A 15,317-nucleotide genomic window follows, 5' to 3' on the forward strand; every position below is an offset into this window, starting at 1 on the left:
TTTGACTCTCACTTGACCCTTACTTGGCAATTGCTTGGGGCCATACATAGATAAGCCTCAGATAAGTTAGGCGAGCCTATCCAACCCTCAGGAGCTCGTATGCGCGCCGCCAGACTGTCCGTCGTCACCGTCACCGCCGTGGCGGCCCTGACCGCCGTCACGGGATGCACGGAGAAAGCGAGCTCCGGCTCCGGCGACAGCGACCGTGTGATCGACGTGACCGCCACGGACAGCAAGTGCGAGATCTCCAAGAAGGAGTTCCCGGCCGGCCACGTGGAGCTCGCGATCGAGAACAAGGGTTCCAAGGTCACCGAGGTCTACGTCCTGTTCCCCGACGACCGGATCGTCACCGAGCGCGAGAACATCGGCCCGGGCACCAAGCAGAAGGTCACCGCCGAGGTGAAGGCCGGCACCTACACCATCGCCTGCAAGCCCGGCATGAAGGGCGACGGCATCCGCCAGCAGGTCAAGGCCACCGGGGGCACCGCGGCCAAGCGCGATCCGCGGCTGGACGCGGCCGTCGCCGCGTACCGCAAGTACGCGCAGGAGCAGGCCGACGCCACCCTGCCGCTCGCGAAGACCTTCGCCGCCGCGGTCAAGGCGGGCGACCTGGAGGCCGCCAAGAAGGCGTACGCCCCGTCCCGCATCGGCTGGGAGCGCACCGAGCCGGTCGCCGAGTCCTTCGGGGACATCGACCCGAAGGTCGATGTGCGGGCCGACGGGCTGGAGGACGGGCAGAAGTGGACCGGCTGGCACCGGCTGGAGAAGTCCCTCTGGCAGGACAAGAAGATCACCGCCGAGGACAAGACGCTCGCCGACCAGTTGATCACCGACCTCACCGACTGGCAGAACCGGGTCGGCAAGGCGGACATCACCCCGACCTCCATGGCCAACGGCGCCAAGGAGCTCCTCGACGAGGTCGCCACCGGCAAGGTCACCGGCGAGGAGGAGCGCTACTCGCACACCGACCTCGTCGACTTCAAGGCCAACGTCGAGGGCGCCGAGAAGTCGTACGAGCTGCTGAAGCCGGTCGCCAAGGAGAACGACGCGGCCCTGGTCACCGAGCTCGACAAGCAGTTCGCGGCGCTGAACACGCTGCTGGACAAGTACCGCGCCGACAAGACGTCGTACGACTTCACCTCGTACGACAAGGTCGGCGACGGCGATCGCAAGCAGCTGTCGGACGGGGTCAACGCGCTCGCCGAGCCGCTGTCCAAGCTCGCCGCCGCCGTCGTCACCAAGTCCTCCTGAGGCAGGGGTCATGACGGACGCAGAGAACACCACGGCGCCCTCGCGCCGCGCGCTCATCGGCTGGGGCGGGGCCGGGCTCGCGCTCGGTGCCGCCGCGGCCGGGGGCGCGGTCGCGATGACGCGTACCGGGGACGACATCTCCCCCACCGCCGCCGAGACCGGTGCCGCCGTCGAGTTCCACGGCACCCACCAGGCCGGTATCGCCACGCCCGTGCAGGACCGGCTGCACTTCGCCGCGTTCGACGTGACGACCGACGACCGCGCCGAGTTCGTGCAGATGCTCAAGGACTGGACGGCCGCGGCCCGGCGGATGACCGAGGGGAAGGCGGTCGGGGATGGGGCGTACGGCGGTCTCGCCGAGGCGCCTCCGGACGACACCGGTGAGGCGCTGGGGCTCAAGCCGTCGCGGCTGACGCTGACGATCGGCTTCGGGCCGTCCCTGTTCGGGAAGTTCGACCTCGCCGACCGGCGGCCCGAGGCGCTCGTCGACCTGCCCCAGTTCGCCGGGGACAACCTCGACAAGAACCGCAGCGGCGGCGACCTGTGCATCCAGGCCTGCGCGGACGACCCGCAGGTCGCCGTGCACGCGATCCGCAACCTCGCCCGGATCGGCTTCGGCAAGGTCGTCATCCGCTGGTCGCAGCTCGGCTTCGGCAAGACCTCGTCCACCACGCCCGACGCGCAGACCCCGCGCAATCTGATGGGCTTCAAGGACGGCACCCGCAACATCGCGGGCACGGAGACGGACCGTCTGAAGAAGTTCGTGTGGGTGGACTCCAAGGACGCCAAGGACGCCCCGTGGATGAACGGTGGCTCCTACCTCGTGGCCCGTCGCATCCGCATGCACATCGAGACCTGGGACCGCACCTCGCTGCAGGAGCAGGAGGACGTCTTCGGCCGTGACAAGGGCGAGGGCGCACCGGTCGGCAGGGCGAAGGAGCGCGACAAGCCGTTCCTGCCGGCGATGAAGCCCGACGCGCACGTCCGGCTCGCGCACCCCGACTCCAACGGCGGGGCGACGATCCTGCGGCGCGGCTACTCCTTCACCGACGGCACGGACGGCCTCGGCCGGCTGGACGCGGGGCTGTTCTTCCTTGCGTACATGAAGGACGTCCGGGAGGGCTTCATCCGTATCCAGCGTCATCTGGCCACCGACGCGCTCAACGAGTACATCCAGCACGTGGGTTCGGCGGTCTTCGCCGTCCCGCCCGGCGTCCGTGACAAGGACGACTGGTGGGGCAGCACGCTGTTCTCCGAGGAGGCCTGACCCGTGTTCTCCAACTACCTGATCGGTCTGCGCGAGGGCCTGGAGGCGTCTCTCGTCGTCTGCATCCTCATCGCCTACCTGGTCAAGACGGGCCGCCGGGACGCCCTGCGGCCCATCTGGACCGGCATCGGCGTCGCGGTCGCGCTCGCCCTCGGCTTCGGATGCGCGCTCGAATTCGGCTCGCAGGAGCTGACGTTCGAGGCGCAGGAGGCGCTCGGCGGCTCCCTGTCGGTGCTCGCGGTCGGCCTGGTGACGTGGATGGTCTTCTGGATGCGGCGCACCGCCCGGCACCTGAAGTCCGAGCTGCACGGCAAGCTGGACGCCGCCCTGCAGATGGGCACCGCCGCCCTGGTCGCCACCGCGTTCCTCGCGGTGGGCCGGGAGGGCCTGGAGACCGCCCTGTTCGTGTGGGCGTCGGTGCACGCGGCCGGCGACGGCACCCCGCGCCCGCTGATCGGCGCGGCCCTCGGTATCGCCACGGCGGTCTTCCTGGGCTGGCTGTTCTACCGGGGCGCCCTGCGCATCAACCTCGCCAAGTTCTTCACCTGGACCGGCGGGATGCTGGTCGTCGTGGCCGCCGGTGTGCTGGCGTACGGCTTCCACGATCTCCAGGAGGCCGACTGGCTGCCCGGCCTGAACGACAGGGCCTTCGACATCAGCGACACCATCCCGCCGGACAGCTGGTACGGCACGCTCCTCAAGGGTGTGTTCAACTTCCAGCCGGACCCGACCGTCCTTCAGGTCACGGTGTGGCTGCTGTACTTGATCCCGACGCTCGCGCTGTTCCTCGCCCCGGTAGGGTTCGCCTCCGGGAAGGGGAAGGTGAAGGCACCTGATGAGCAGGGATCGCGGCCCTCGAAGGCTCCGCAGGCTTGACCGGAGCGCACTGACAGCAGCCACTGTGACCGTTTTGTCGATGACGGCGAGCGGATGCGTGGTGGTGCACGGCGAGCGGGAGGTGCTGCCCGCGACCACCAAGGCGGAGGCCGCCAAGGCGCTCCAGCAGTTCACGAACGCGTACAACGCGGCGGACAAGGCGTACGACAGCTCGCTGGACGCCGCCCATGTCACCGGCGCGCTCGGTGCCATCGACGCGGCGCGGCTGAAGGCCGGCAAGGCCAACAGCCCGAGCGGGAACGCCTCGCACACTCCGCTGAAGCTCTCGGACGTGACGTACACCATCCCGAAGAAGGCGGGCTGGCCGCGCTGGTTCGTCGCCGACGCGGCCGGCAACAAGGGCGGTACCGCGCGCTGGTTGCTGGTGTTCACCCGTGACGGCCTGAACGAGCCGTTCCAGGTGGCGTATCTGACGCTGGTGGCCGAGGGCAAGGTGCCGGAGTTCAAGAAGGACGCGGACGGCTGGGCCGAAGCGGTCCCGGCGAACTCGACCGGTCTGGCCACCGAGCCCGGGGACCTGAGCAAGGACTACGCGAGCTATCTGAAGAGCGGCGCGGACGACGTCTTCGCGGACGGCACCCACACCAGCGTGTGGCGGGCGGACCGGGCCAAGGACGCCATCAGGCCGGGCCTTGCCACGCAGTACATCGACGCACCGCTGGCGAACGATGCGTACGCGCCGCTGGCGTTGCGCACGAAGGACGGCGGGGCGCTGGTGTTCTTCGCCACGCACCACTACGTGAAGGAGACGGCCCACTCCGGTACGTCGGTCCCCAGTCCCGGTGCGGCCGTGCTCGCGCTGACGACCGGTGAGATCAAGCAGTCGCTGATGATGGAGTTCGTCTCCAACGAGGTGGCGCTCGACCCGCCGAAGGGCGCGGACGACCCAAAGGTCGACGTGATCGGCAGGATCCAGGGCCTGACGTCAGCGCAGGGCTCCTAGCGCTCGGGCCGCTATCGGCGCAGGGGCCAGGCCGTGTTGGTGTGGTCCGGCTCCTCGCCGACGTGGCGGGCGCAGACGTCGGTGAGGACTTCCAGGAGGCTCAGCGGGTCGGGCAGCGGGTGTTCGAGGCCGCGGACCCAGTGCACGGTCTGGTCGCCGGGCAGCCGGGCGGGCGGTACGAGGACGTAGGAACCGCGGCAGTGCCAGCGCAGGCCGGGGTGTTCGTCCGCGGTCTCGGGGTGGCAGTCCAGTTCGCACGGCCACCACTCGTCCTCGTCCTCGGGGGTGCCGCGGGTGAGGGTGAAGAAGAGGAGCCGGCCGTCGTCGCTCTCGGCGACCGGGCCGACCTCGATGCCGGAGGCCAGGAGCCGCTCGAGGGCCTCCCGGCCGGCTTCCAGGGGGACGTCCAGGACGTCGTGGACCATGCCGGTCGCGGTGATGAAGTTGGCCTGCGGCTGATTCCGGGCCCAGCGTTCGATCTGCGCGCGGTCGGTGGTCGACTGGGTCTGCCAGGCGAAGGACACGGGGTGGCGGGCGGGCGTGGGACAGCCGACCCGGTCGCAGGAACACCGGTATCCGGGGGCGGGGTGCGCGGCGGGCGCGAGCGGGAGTCCCGCTGAGGCGGCGGCCAGCAGCAGGGCCTCACGACCGCCTTCGTCCCCGGCGTCGGCCTCCTTCGGCCGGCGACCGCGCAGCCACTGGGAGAGTTTGCCCTGCAGGCCGGTCAGGCCCCCCGACTCCGCGCTCATCTACCACCCTCGCCTCGCTGTCGTGCGGAACAGCATGCCTCATGGTCCCACTTTCCACGGCTTCGGGGGTCCGGAACCGAGGTGGGGCACTCAGCGGGGTGCGATGCCGTGGAGGGCGTAGTCGACGAGGGTGTCGGTGTAGTCGTAGCTGATCGGGCCGGTGTGCTGGAGCCAGCGCTGGGCGAGGGGGGAGACCCAGAGTTCGAGGGCGATGCGCGGGTCGATCTCGGGGCGCACCTGGCCGGCCTCCTGGGCGGCGCGCACCCGGTCGACGTACAGCTGGAGCGACGGTTCGAGGAGTTTGGTCATGAAGGCCCGGCCGACTTCCTCGTTGACGACGCCCTCGGCGGCCAGGGCGCGGGAGGGGGCCTCGAAGCGGGGGTCCTTGAGCTGGTCCACGGTGAGCCGCAGAACGGCCTTGAGGTCGGCTGCGAGGTCACCGGTGTCCGGGATGGTGTACGCCGCCGGCTCGGGGCCTGCCTCGCGGGCCGCCTGCTCGCCCAGGTCGAGGAACGCCTCCATCAGGACCTCCGCCTTCGACGACCACCAGCGGTAGATCGTCTGCTTGCCGACACCGGCGCGGGCGGCGATCCCCTCGATCGTGGTCTTGGGGTAGCCGACCTCGGCGACGAGGTCGAGGGCGGCGTCGTAGATGGCGCGGCGGGAGCGCTCGCTGCGGCGGGTGGTGTCGGGGGCGGGCTGCTTGGGGTTGTGGGTGGCCATGAAGCGAACTTACCAGGTTGACAAGACGGCGCGTCTCGCCGGAGAGTGGAGGCCATGGGCGAGACGAGACGTCTCGTTTGGAGTGGGAGGCGTGAAAGGAGCAGGTCATGGCACGAGGTGGATCGGGCGGCATGCTCGGCGTCGGCGGTACGCGCAGCAACATCGGCCGCAAGGCGCTGCGCGGCGGCGAACGCGACGGCCGGATCGGCGGCGCGCGGGACCCGCAGGCGCACAAGCGTGAGCTGTTGCGGAAACTGCAGGAGAAGCGGGCCGCGGACGCGGCGGGGGAAGCGTCCGCGTGAGGGGGCCACCGCGGATCGGGGCTACGGCCTCTCCGGCGGGGGCCAGGCGTCGCCCCACGCCGTGTCCCTCGCCGCCTTGTACAGGTCGCCGTGGCGCTTGGTGACCGTGCGGCGGGTCAGTTGCTCGTCCGGCTCGCAGAGGTCGAGGAGGACCTGGCCCTTGCGGATCTGGGGACGCCGGATCACCCGGGCCGGCGCCGGGGTGGCGGGGAGCCGGGTGGCGGCGACATAGCTGAACTTCTCGTCCTCGTACGGCAGGGAGCCCCCCTTGACCTGACGGTGGAGGGAGGAGCGGCTGACCCTCGCCGAGAAGTGGCACCAGTCCTCGCCGGGGGCGATCGGGCAGGCGGCGCTGTGGGGGCAGGGCGCGGCGACGCGGAAACCGGCGGCGACGAGACGGTCGCGGGCCTCGATGACGCGGGCGTACCCGGCGGGGGTCCCGGCCTCGACGATCACGACCGTCTGTGCCGACGCCGCCGCGGTGTCCACGAGGGCGGTGCGGTCGGCCGGGGCGAGTTCGTTGAGGACGTACGACACGGTGACCAGGTCCGTCGCGGGCAGAGCGAGGTCCTGGCCGATCCTGGCGCGCTGCCAGCGGGCGTCCTTCAGGGCCGGGTTGGCGGCGGCGATCTCGCGGCCGAGGGCGAGCGCGGGCTCGGACCAGTCCAGGACGGTGACCGCCCGGTCGCCCGGCCAGGTGGCGGCGACGGCCCAGGTCGCGGCACCGGTGCCGCCGCCGACGTCGGTGTGACCGGCGGGACTCCAGTCGGGGACGGCCTCGGCGAGCGCCTCCAGGGCCGCGTGGACCGCCTCGAAGGTGGCGGGCATGCGGTAGGCGGCATAGGCGGCCACGTCCGCGCGGTCGCGGAGGATGGGGCTGTCGGTCGGGGTGGCTCCGCGGTAGGCGGCGATCAGACGATCCACCGCCTGGGCGGCCTGCTTCGGGGGAAGGCCGTCGAGGAGGGCGCCGAGGGCGCTACGGAGGGTCTCGGCCGGGGGTGCGGGGGCGGTCACCCGGTGATTCTATGGGCGGCCGGGGGGCGGACCTCGCGGTGCGGGGGCGGACCTCGCGGTGCGGGGGCGGTTGCCCTCGCCATGCGGCGGCGGGCCTCGCGGGTTCTCACCCTCCCGCTGTCCCTGTCCGTACCGTCCTTCAGGGGCTGCCGCTCCTACGGCCCGCCCGTGGGCTGCGGCCCCAGACGTCAGCCCCACCGGCCCTGAGGGCCGCGCTCTCGAACGCCGGACGGGCCGAGATCGCCCGGGTCGGCGTGAGAGCGAAGCCGCTCACGCCCCCCGCACCGCCCGCGCCACCCTCGTCGCCGCCTCCGCTCGCGGCCGGTTGTCCGGTGGGCGTCTTCTCGGGTGCACGGTGTTGGCCAGGAGTACCACGAAGGTGTCGGTCGCCGGGTCCAGGACCAGGGACGTGCCCGTGAAGCCCGTGTGGCCCGCCGCTCCCCGGCCCGCCAGCTCCCCCATGAACCACTTCTGGTCGATGGCGAACCCCAGCCCGGGTGGCGTCAGCAGCAACTCCACGAAGTCCGGGCCGAGGATGCGGGCGGGGCCGTACGCGCCGCCCGCCAGCAGGGTCCGGCAGAAGATCGCGAGGTCGTGCGCGGTCGAGAAGAGACCGGCGTGGCCCGCCACCCCGCCCAGCGCCCACGCGTTCTCGTCGTGGACCTGGCCCCGCAGCATCCCGCGGTCCGCCTTGGCCCACGGCCGGCGCTGGTCCTCCGTGGCCGCCGCCCCGGGGCAGGGGCCGAAGTGGGTGGACATCATGCCGAGGGGGCGGGTGATGCCCTCGTGGACGAGGACGTCGAGAGGGCGGCCGGTGATGCGTTCCAGGACGTGCTGGAGGAGGAGCGGGTTGAGGTCGGAGTAGGTGTAGGTGCCGGGAACCCCGACGGGCGGCTCGGCGCGCAGGAGGTTCAGGCGGTCCTCGTCGTCGTCGCAGTCGTGGAGCGGGAGTTCGGGGCGCAGTCCCGAGGTGTGGGTGAGCAGTTCGCGGACGGTGATGCCGTGGGTCACGGCCGCCGTGAAGTCGGGCAGGTAGGCGCCCACCCGGGCGTCGATGCCCAGCGTGCCCCGCTCGATCTGCTGCACCGCCGCCACGGCTGTGAACAGCTTGGTGAGGGACGCCAGGTCGAAGGGGGTGTCCACGCGGGCGGGGACGCGCGCCCCGGGGGGCAGTTCCACGCCCGCGTCGGCCGCGGGGTCGTAGGACGCGTAGCGGACGGCCCAGCCCGACGCCTCCTCCACGGCGATCACCGGGCCGCGCCCCGCGACCAGGACGGCGCCGGGGGCCCAGGGACGTTCGCCGGTGGTGAGGGCGTGGAAGTCCCGGACGAGATGCCGGAGTTCCCCGGGGTCGAGCCCGGCCCGCTCCGGCGTGTCGGTGCGCAGTCTCGGTGCGCTCAGTTCTCTGCTCCCTCCACAGTCGCACGCCTGTTCCAAGGACGGCACATTGCCATGAAACACAGCAGCGCTACCAGTGCGGCCACCAGCTGGACGACCGCCATCGGGACCGCCGTGCCTTCTCCGGCCATTCCTACCAGCGGGGAGGCGATCGCGCCGATGAGGAAGGAGGACGTACCGAGCAGGGCGGACGCGGAACCCGCGGAGTGCTTGGTGCGCAGGAGGGCGAGGGACTGGGCGTTGGGCAGGGCGACACCCATCGCGGACATCAGGACGAAGAGGCCGGCGGCGACGGGGAACAGGCCCACCTCGCCGAAGACCCCGGTTGTCATCAGCAGCAGCGCCGTGGCCGCCGCCGTCACGGTCAGCAGGCCCACGCCCAGGACCCGCTCCAGGCTGACCCTGCCCACCAGCACCTTGCCGTTGATCTGGCCGACCACGACGAGGCCGACCGAGTTCACGCCGAACAGCAGGCTGAACGTCTGCGGGGAGGCGCCGTAGATCTCCTGGATCACGAACGGGGACGCCGAGATGTAGGCGAACAGCGCGGCGAAGGCGAAGCCGCCGGTGAGCATGTAGCCGGTGAAGGGCAGGTCGGCGAGGAGACGGCGCATGGAGTGCAGGGCCTCGACGACACCGCCGGTGTGCCGCTCGGCCGCCGGGAGGGTCTCGGGCAGCCTCGCCCACACCAGGGCGGCGAGCAGCGCCCCGATGACCGTGAGGACGACGAACACGCCCCGCCAGTCCGTGACCCGCAGGATCTGCCCGCCGATGAGCGGTGCCACGATCGGTGCGACCCCGCCGATCAGCATGAGGGTGGAGAAGAACCGGGCCATCGCCACGCCGTCGTACAGGTCCCGGACCACGGCCCGGGCGATCACTATGCCCGCGGCGCCCGCGAGCCCCTGCACCAGCCGGAAACCGACCAGGAACTCCACGGTCGGCGCGAGGGCGCACAGCGCGGTGGCGACGACGTATGCGAGGAGACCGGCGAGCAGCGGACGGCGGCGGCCCCAGCGGTCGCTCATCGGGCCGACCACCAGTTGCCCGAGCGCCATGCCGAGCAGGCAGGCGGTGAGGGTGAGCTGGACGGTGGCGGCGGGCGCGTGCAGGGAGTCGGTGACCTGCGGCAGCGACGGCAGGTACATGTCCATCGCCAACGGGGGCGTGGCGGTGAGGCCGCCGAGGAGCAGCGTGACGAGCAGACCGGTGCGACGCACGGCGGCCGCCGGTGGTTCCGCCTTCGGTACGTTTGCCCTCTCGACGTGCCCCCGCTGCTCAAGGTGCCCCTGCTCGGGCATGTGCCCCTCCCTCTCCACGTGATCCGACACCTATGCTCTCAGCTCGTACAGAGTGGCGACGGTCACGTGAGCGAGGGTGGAGCCGGGATGACGGAGCAGAGGGTGCGCTGGGGGATTCTGGCGACGGGCGGGATCGCGGCCGCGTTCACCGCGGACCTGGTGGATCTGCCGGACGCGGAGGTGGTCGCGGTGGCCTCCCGGTCCGAGGCCTCGGCGAAGGCGTTCGCGGAGCGGTTCGGGATCGAGCGGGCGTACGGCGAGTGGGGTGCCCTGGCCGAGGACGCGGACATCGATGTCGTGTACGTCGCCACCCCGCACGCGGCGCACCGGGCGGCCGCCGGGCTGTGTCTGAGCGCCGGCCGCAATGTGCTGTGCGAGAAGGCCTTCACGCTGAACGCCCGGGAGGCCGAAGATCTGGTCGCGCTCGCGAAGGAGCACGACCGCTTCCTCATGGAGGCCATGTGGATGTACTGCAATCCGCTGGTCCGGCGGCTCAAGGCCCTCGTCGACGACGGCGCGATCGGCGAGGTCCGCACCGTGCAGGCCGACTTCGGGCTCGCCGGGCCCTTCCCGCCCGCGCACCGGCTGCGGGACCCGGCGCAGGGCGGGGGCGCGCTCCTGGACCTCGGGGTGTACCCGGTGTCGTTCGCGCAGCTGCTGCTCGGGGAGCCCTCGGACGTCACGGCGAAGGCGGTGCTCTCCGAGGAGGGCGTCGATCTGCAGACGGGTGCGCTGCTGTCCTGGGACAGCGGGGCGCTCGCCTCTCTGCACTGTTCCCTGACCGGCGGCACCGCCACGATCGCGTCGGTCACCGGCTCGCTGGGCCGCATCGACATCCCCAACGGCTTCTTCCACCCGGACCGTTTCGTGCTGCACCGGGACGGGCGTGACCCGGAGGAGTTCGTCGCCGACCCGGCCGACGGGCCCCGCAACAGCCTCAAGCACGAGGCCCTCGAGGTAATGCGCGCGCTGCGGGCCGGGGAGACCCAGTCCCCGCTGGTGCCGCTGGAGGGCACCCTCGCGGTGATGCGGACGCTGGACGCGGTTCGGGACCGGATCGGCGTGCGCTACCCGGGAGAGACCGCCGGGATCGTCACGCCGGCGTGAGTCCCTGTCTCACCTACGCTGCGGGTTCATGGACACCAAGAAGTTCACGGACACCAAGAACGTGAAGACCGCCGTGGTGACCGGCGCGGGCTCCGGGATCGGCCGCGCGGTCGCCGTGGAACTGCTGCGGACGGGATGGTCGGTGGCGCTGGCCGGGCGGCACACCGAGACCCTGGAGGAGACGGCGGCCCTCGTGCCCGAGGGCGACCGTCTCGCCGTACGGACGGACGTCTCGCAACCCGACGACGTGGCCGCGCTGTTCGCCGTCGTGGTGGAGCGGTTCGGGCGGGTGGATCTGCTGTTCAACAACGCGGGGACCTTCGGGCCCGGCGGGGTGCCGGTGGAGGAGCTGCCGTACGACGCGTGGCGGCACGTGGTGGACACCAACCTCAACGGGGCGTTCCTGTGCGCGCAGGCCGCGTACCGCCAGATGAAGGAGCAGGACCCGCGGGGCGGCCGGATCATCAACAACGGCTCGATCTCGGCGCACACGCCCCGGCCGCACTCCGTCGCCTACACCGCGACCAAGCACGCCCTCACCGGCCTCACCAAGTCGCTGTCGCTGGACGGGCGGGCGTACGGCATCGCGGTCGGGCAGATCGACATCGGGAACGCGGCGACCGACATGACGGCGGGCATGGGGGCCGGGGCGCTGCAGGCCAACGGGGAGGTCGTGCCGGAACCTGTGATGGATGTGGCCGATGTGGCGCGCACGGTGCGGCACATGGCGGAGCTGCCGCTGGAGGCGAACGTGCAGTTCGCGACCGTACTCGCGACGGCGATGCCCTATGTGGGGCGTGGCTGAGCAGCCGATTACCACAAGCGGAATACGACATTCCACCCCACTGCGGCCGGTTGGCGGCTTATGCTCATCACGCGTCCTCCACAAGAGCTTCACACTTGAGGAGTGGCGTTCCGACGACCGCATCCGAGGGGGGAGCGCGGCGGCCATCCACGGACCGGGTGGGGGTGGATCTCGCGTGGGACCGCGAGGTACGCACCGGTCCGTGGACGGCCGCCGCGCACATTCTCAGCTCCCGCACATCCCTTCTCAGCCTGCGCATATCCCTTCCTCACGGCCCCGCAATGCAGCGTCCCTACGTTGAGGGCGCGCCCACAGCGGGCGCCAAGAACCTTCGAGGAACGGGATGTTTGGCATCTATCTCAAGCGCGAGCTGGGCCGGCGCAAGAAGGCGGCCCTGGTCATCGCTCTGGGTCTGGCGCTCGGTATCGCGCTGGTCATCACCGTCAACTCGGTGTCGGCCGGCATGACTCAGGCTCAGGACAAGGTCCTGAAGTCGCTGTACGGGCTCGGCACCGACATGACCGTCACCAAGACCAGGTCGGCCCCCACGTCGGGGAGTTCGGGCAGACCGAACTTCCAGTTCGACGCCAACTCCAACGACAGCGACGACACGCAGAGCTCCGACCGCGTGACGACCCAGGGCGGTCAGGCCCTGGCGTCCAGTGTGGTCACCAAGGTCGCCGCGCAGAAGGGCGTCTCCAGCGTGGTCGGCGCGCTGACGCTCAACGTCACCAAGGTCGACGGCTCCTTCACCCAGGGCAAGGCGCAGAGTTCCGGCGGAAACACCGGGAACGGCGGCCAGGGCGGTCCGGGCGGCGGCAGCAGTGGCAGCACCGCCGCGCCCCAGGTCCAGGGCGGCGGCGCCAACTTCGACGTGAACTCCTACTCGGTCGCCGGCGTGGACGTCACCGACCAGACGCTCGGCCCGCTGGCCGGCTCGAAGATCACCACCGGCAAGACCTTCGCCGCCGCGCAGACCAACGCGAAGGTCGCCGTCGTCAGCAAGGCGTACGCCAAGGAGAACTCCCTCAAGGTCGGCAAGACCCTGACCATCTCCGGCACCAAGTACACGATCATCGGCATTGCGACGCCCGACAGCAGCGAGTCCACCACCGACGTCTACCTGCCGCTGAAGCAGACCCAGACGCTGGCCGACGCCAAGAACCAGGTCACCACGATCTACGTCAAGGCCACCGACTCGCAGCAGATCGACTCCGTCAAGGCGGCGATCCAGAAGAACATCTCCGGTACGACCGTCACGACCTCCGCCGACCTCGCGGAGACCGTCTCCGGGTCCCTGTCCACCGCCTCCGACCTCGCGACCAGCGTCGGCAAGTGGCTCTCCATCGCCGTGCTCGTCGCCGCCTTCCTGGTCGCCGCGCTGCTGACCTCCTCGGCGGTCTCGCGCCGGGTGCGGGAGTTCGGCACCCTGAAGGCGCTCGGCTGGCCGAGCCGCCGGGTCACCCGGCAGGTCGTCGGCGAGTCGATCGTGAACGGCCTGCTCGGCGGCGCCCTCGGCATCGGCCTGGGCCTCGCGGCCGCGTACACGGTGACCGCGATCAGCCCCAAGCTGACCGCGCAGCTCGGCAACACCGGCGGTGGTGGCGCGGGCGGCCCCGGCGGGGGCGGCGGTCCCGGCCGGCAGGCCACCCAGAACACCATGGAGATCGCGCTGTCCGCGCCGGTCTCGATGACCACCATCGCGCTCGCGGTGGGCCTCGCGGTGACCGGCGGACTGATCGCCGGCGCGATGGGCGGGTGGCGGGCGTCCCGGATGCGGCCGGCGGACGCGTTGCGCAGCGTGTCGTAACACCCCCTCACTTCATCGCTACGGAATTGGCAACGGAGCTCTCATGTACAGACTCACCGGCGTCACCAAGCGCTACACGCGCGGCAAGGAGACGGTCGAGGCACTGCGCGGCGTCGACCTCACCATCGAGGACGGCGACCAGTTGGTCATCCAGGGCCCCACGGGCGGCGGCAAGTCCACGCTGCTCCAGATGATCGGCGGCCTGGACCGCCCCACCGAGGGCAGCGTCGAACTGGACGGCGTAGACCTCGCGAAGATCAGCGAGGCCAAGCTGACCCGGCTGCGGGCCGAGAAGGTCGGCATCATCTTCCAGTCGTTCAACCTCATCCCGACGCTGACGGCGCAGGAGAACGTGGAGACGGCCCTCGTGCCGCTCGGCGTGAAGCCGGCCGAACGGCGCGAGCGCGCGGCGGAGGCCCTCAGGTCCGTCGGCCTCGGCGAACGGCTCACCCACGCGCCCGCCGAGCTGTCCGGCGGACAGCAGCAGCGGGTGGCCATCGCGCGGGCGCTGGTCAAGAAACCGAAGGTGCTGCTCGCCGACGAGCCCACCGGCAACCTCGACGAGTCGATGCGCGACGAGATCATGGCCTTGCTGGAAGGGCTGTGGCACGAGTACGGGCTGACGTTCGTCCTGGTCACGCATGACTCGTCGATCGCGCGGCGGGCGCCACGCCTCGCGACCATCAAGGCGGGGCAGATCACGTTGACCGAGCAGGCCTTGGCTCAGGGCTAGTAGTCGCTCGCCCGGGGGGGCCGCTCACCGTTCCAGAAGCTTGTTGATCTCGGTCACCTGCTCGGCGGTGAGCGGCCCCTTGTCGATCGCGCCCGCGTTCTGCTCGGCCTGGGCCACCGACCGGAAGCCGGGAATCGGAACCGTGCGCGGGCTGCGGGCCCAGATCCAGGCCAGGGCGCCCTGCGCGAGCGTACGGCCGTCGCTCGTCAGGATCTCCTTGAGCGCGTCGATACGGGACAGCCACTCCGCGTCGGCGGACGTACCGTCACCGAAGCCCTGGAGCCAGGCCGGGGGCTTGCTGCGGATGTCACCGGCGTCCTTCGGCCCTTGGCGCTTGCCGGCCAGCAATCCCATGGCGAGCGGGCTGCGGTTGATGCCGGCCAGGTCCAACTCCTCGCACAGGGACAGCATGTCGGGCGCGTCCTGCAGCACGTTGAGGGCGTGCTGTACGGCCGTGCAGTGCTCCCCTCGCGCGAACACCGCGGCCCGGGCCGGGTCGTCGGTGCTCCAGGCGTAGGCACGGATGAGCCCCTCGCTCACGAACTCCTCGCACAGATCCCGGAGTTCGGCCGCGAGTGCCGGGTCGAGGTCGGAGAGGTGGAGCTGGTACAGGTCGATGTGGTCGGTGCCCAGACGTCCCAGGGAGGCGGTCAGGGCGCGGCGGGCGTACTCGGGGGTGTGGTCGGAGCCGGTGAGGGTGCGGGTGTCCTCGTCGAAGACGTTGCCCCACTTGGTGGCGAGGACGATGTCGTCCCGCCGCTTGCCCAGCGCCCGTCCGAGCACCCGCTCACTGTGTCCGGCACCGTAGGTGTCCGCCGTGTCGAAGAAGGTGATGCCGAGGTCGAGGGCGCGCCGGACGGCCCGTACGGACTCCTCGTCATCGACCTTGCCCCAGCCGAGGGGCTGTCCGTCGGCGTCCTGCCATTCGCCGCCGATCGCCCAGCACCCGAAGCCGAGCGCGCTGACCTCGATGCCGGAACGGCCGAGAGTGCGTGTGGTACCCATGATCTCCATGGG

At 71.1% G+C, this 15,317-nt stretch carries 15 protein-coding genes; 9 read left to right on the plus strand and 6 right to left on the minus strand.

Translation table 11 applies throughout. The annotated features are described in order from the left end of the window. Positions 1–99 precede the first annotated feature (99 nt). From efeO to ACGFWE_RS10775, 4 genes are read left to right on the plus strand one after another with little or no spacing between them, the layout of a single operon-like run. Positions 100–1,251 carry an iron uptake system protein EfeO gene (gene efeO, locus ACGFWE_RS10760; RefSeq protein WP_393599348.1) on the plus strand — a complete coding sequence of 384 codons (1,152 nt, stop codon included), beginning with the start codon at positions 100–102 and terminating at the stop codon, positions 1,249–1,251. Positions 1,252–1,261: 10 nt separating this feature from the next. Further along, positions 1,262–2,518 carry an iron uptake transporter deferrochelatase/peroxidase subunit gene (gene efeB, locus ACGFWE_RS10765; RefSeq protein WP_393599350.1) on the plus strand — a complete coding sequence of 419 codons (1,257 nt, stop codon included), beginning with the start codon at positions 1,262–1,264 and terminating at the stop codon, positions 2,516–2,518. Between the two features lie 3 nt (positions 2,519–2,521). Next, a complete protein-coding gene (efeU, locus tag ACGFWE_RS10770) occupies positions 2,522–3,394 on the plus strand; it encodes an iron uptake transporter permease EfeU (protein WP_352383194.1) in 873 nt (290 codons plus the stop codon). After that, positions 3,354–4,358 (plus strand): hypothetical protein, encoded by a 1,005-nt coding sequence (locus tag ACGFWE_RS10775; RefSeq protein WP_352383196.1) that lies wholly within the window; start codon positions 3,354–3,356, stop codon positions 4,356–4,358. Before efeU ends, ACGFWE_RS10775 begins: the two co-directional genes overlap by 41 nt. An 11-nt stretch (positions 4,359–4,369) precedes the next feature. On the opposite strand, the gene ACGFWE_RS10780 is transcribed toward ACGFWE_RS10775, so the two are convergent. Together ACGFWE_RS10780 and ACGFWE_RS10785 are read right to left on the minus strand one after the other, a co-directional pair. Next, complete coding sequence (locus ACGFWE_RS10780) at positions 4,370–5,107, minus strand: bifunctional DNA primase/polymerase (protein ID WP_352383198.1); 738 nt, start codon at positions 5,105–5,107, stop codon at positions 4,370–4,372. Positions 5,108–5,197: 90 nt separating this feature from the next. Then, on the minus strand, positions 5,198–5,830 hold the full coding sequence (locus ACGFWE_RS10785; protein WP_352383200.1) for a TetR/AcrR family transcriptional regulator: 633 nt from the start codon (positions 5,828–5,830) through the stop codon (positions 5,198–5,200). Positions 5,831–5,937: 107 nt separating this feature from the next. Between ACGFWE_RS10785 and ACGFWE_RS10790 the strand changes: the two genes are divergently transcribed. Beyond that, positions 5,938–6,132 (plus strand): DUF6243 family protein, encoded by a 195-nt coding sequence (locus ACGFWE_RS10790; RefSeq protein ID WP_393599353.1) that lies wholly within the window; start codon positions 5,938–5,940, stop codon positions 6,130–6,132. A 21-nt stretch (positions 6,133–6,153) separates the two neighbouring features. Here ACGFWE_RS10790 and ACGFWE_RS10795 read toward each other — a convergent pair whose 3' ends face one another. The 3 genes from ACGFWE_RS10795 to ACGFWE_RS10805 form a co-directional block, all read right to left on the minus strand. Continuing rightward, positions 6,154–7,146 carry a small ribosomal subunit Rsm22 family protein gene (locus tag ACGFWE_RS10795; RefSeq protein ID WP_393599355.1) on the minus strand — a complete coding sequence of 331 codons (993 nt, stop codon included), beginning with the start codon at positions 7,144–7,146 and terminating at the stop codon, positions 6,154–6,156. A gap of 270 nt (positions 7,147–7,416) precedes the next feature. Further along, positions 7,417–8,592 carry a serine hydrolase domain-containing protein gene (locus ACGFWE_RS10800; RefSeq protein WP_352383206.1) on the minus strand — a complete coding sequence of 392 codons (1,176 nt, stop codon included), beginning with the start codon at positions 8,590–8,592 and terminating at the stop codon, positions 7,417–7,419. Then, positions 8,544–9,845, minus strand: coding sequence for a multidrug effflux MFS transporter (locus ACGFWE_RS10805; RefSeq protein ID WP_393599357.1), 1,302 nt, complete (start codon positions 9,843–9,845; stop codon positions 8,544–8,546). The genes ACGFWE_RS10800 and ACGFWE_RS10805 overlap by 49 nt, the downstream gene beginning before the upstream one ends. An 87-nt stretch (positions 9,846–9,932) precedes the next feature. Between ACGFWE_RS10805 and ACGFWE_RS10810 the strand changes: the two genes are divergently transcribed. From ACGFWE_RS10810 to ACGFWE_RS10825, 4 genes are all read left to right on the plus strand, one after another. Beyond that, positions 9,933–10,952: a Gfo/Idh/MocA family protein gene (locus ACGFWE_RS10810; RefSeq protein WP_393599359.1), complete on the plus strand. Its 1,020-nt coding sequence runs from the start codon at positions 9,933–9,935 to the stop codon at positions 10,950–10,952. A gap of 28 nt (positions 10,953–10,980) precedes the next feature. After that, entirely contained in the window at positions 10,981–11,757 is a 777-nt protein-coding gene (locus tag ACGFWE_RS10815) for an SDR family oxidoreductase (protein ID WP_393599360.1), read from the plus strand. A gap of 343 nt (positions 11,758–12,100) precedes the next feature. Then, entirely contained in the window at positions 12,101–13,567 is a 1,467-nt protein-coding gene (locus ACGFWE_RS10820; protein ID WP_393599362.1) for an ABC transporter permease, read from the plus strand. A 43-nt stretch (positions 13,568–13,610) separates the two neighbouring features. Continuing rightward, complete coding sequence (locus tag ACGFWE_RS10825; protein ID WP_393599364.1) at positions 13,611–14,300, plus strand: ABC transporter ATP-binding protein; 690 nt, start codon at positions 13,611–13,613, stop codon at positions 14,298–14,300. 24 nt (positions 14,301–14,324) lie between these two features. On the opposite strand, the gene ACGFWE_RS10830 is transcribed toward ACGFWE_RS10825, so the two are convergent. Then, on the minus strand, positions 14,325–15,305 hold the full coding sequence (locus ACGFWE_RS10830) for an aldo/keto reductase (RefSeq protein WP_393599366.1): 981 nt from the start codon (positions 15,303–15,305) through the stop codon (positions 14,325–14,327). Positions 15,306–15,317: the final 12 nt, after the last annotated feature.

The organism is Streptomyces sp. NPDC048523, from assembly GCF_043199815.1.
Lineage (GTDB): Bacteria > Actinomycetota > Actinomycetes > Streptomycetales > Streptomycetaceae > Streptomyces.

What these genes read in the sequence shown, in the direction of transcription:
- efeO (WP_393599348.1), top strand. Translation starts at nt 100, where the DNA reads ATGCGCGCCGCCAGACTGTCCGTCGTCACCGTCACCGCCGTGGCGGCC.
- efeB (WP_393599350.1), top strand. Translation starts at nt 1,262, where the DNA reads ATGACGGACGCAGAGAACACCACGGCGCCCTCGCGCCGCGCGCTCATC.
- ACGFWE_RS10775 (WP_352383196.1), top strand. Translation starts at nt 3,354, where the DNA reads ATGAGCAGGGATCGCGGCCCTCGAAGGCTCCGCAGGCTTGACCGGAGC.
- ACGFWE_RS10780 (WP_352383198.1), bottom strand. Translation starts at nt 5,107, where the DNA reads ATGAGCGCGGAGTCGGGGGGCCTGACCGGCCTGCAGGGCAAACTCTCC.
- ACGFWE_RS10785 (WP_352383200.1), bottom strand. Translation starts at nt 5,830, where the DNA reads ATGGCCACCCACAACCCCAAGCAGCCCGCCCCCGACACCACCCGCCGC.
- ACGFWE_RS10790 (WP_393599353.1), top strand. Translation starts at nt 5,938, where the DNA reads ATGGCACGAGGTGGATCGGGCGGCATGCTCGGCGTCGGCGGTACGCGC.
- ACGFWE_RS10805 (WP_393599357.1), bottom strand. Translation starts at nt 9,845, where the DNA reads ATGCCCGAGCAGGGGCACCTTGAGCAGCGGGGGCACGTCGAGAGGGCA.
- ACGFWE_RS10810 (WP_393599359.1), top strand. Translation starts at nt 9,933, where the DNA reads ATGACGGAGCAGAGGGTGCGCTGGGGGATTCTGGCGACGGGCGGGATC.
- ACGFWE_RS10815 (WP_393599360.1), top strand. Translation starts at nt 10,981, where the DNA reads ATGGACACCAAGAAGTTCACGGACACCAAGAACGTGAAGACCGCCGTG.
- ACGFWE_RS10820 (WP_393599362.1), top strand. Translation starts at nt 12,101, where the DNA reads ATGTTTGGCATCTATCTCAAGCGCGAGCTGGGCCGGCGCAAGAAGGCG.
- ACGFWE_RS10825 (WP_393599364.1), top strand. Translation starts at nt 13,611, where the DNA reads ATGTACAGACTCACCGGCGTCACCAAGCGCTACACGCGCGGCAAGGAG.
- ACGFWE_RS10830 (WP_393599366.1), bottom strand. Translation starts at nt 15,305, where the DNA reads ATGGGTACCACACGCACTCTCGGCCGTTCCGGCATCGAGGTCAGCGCG.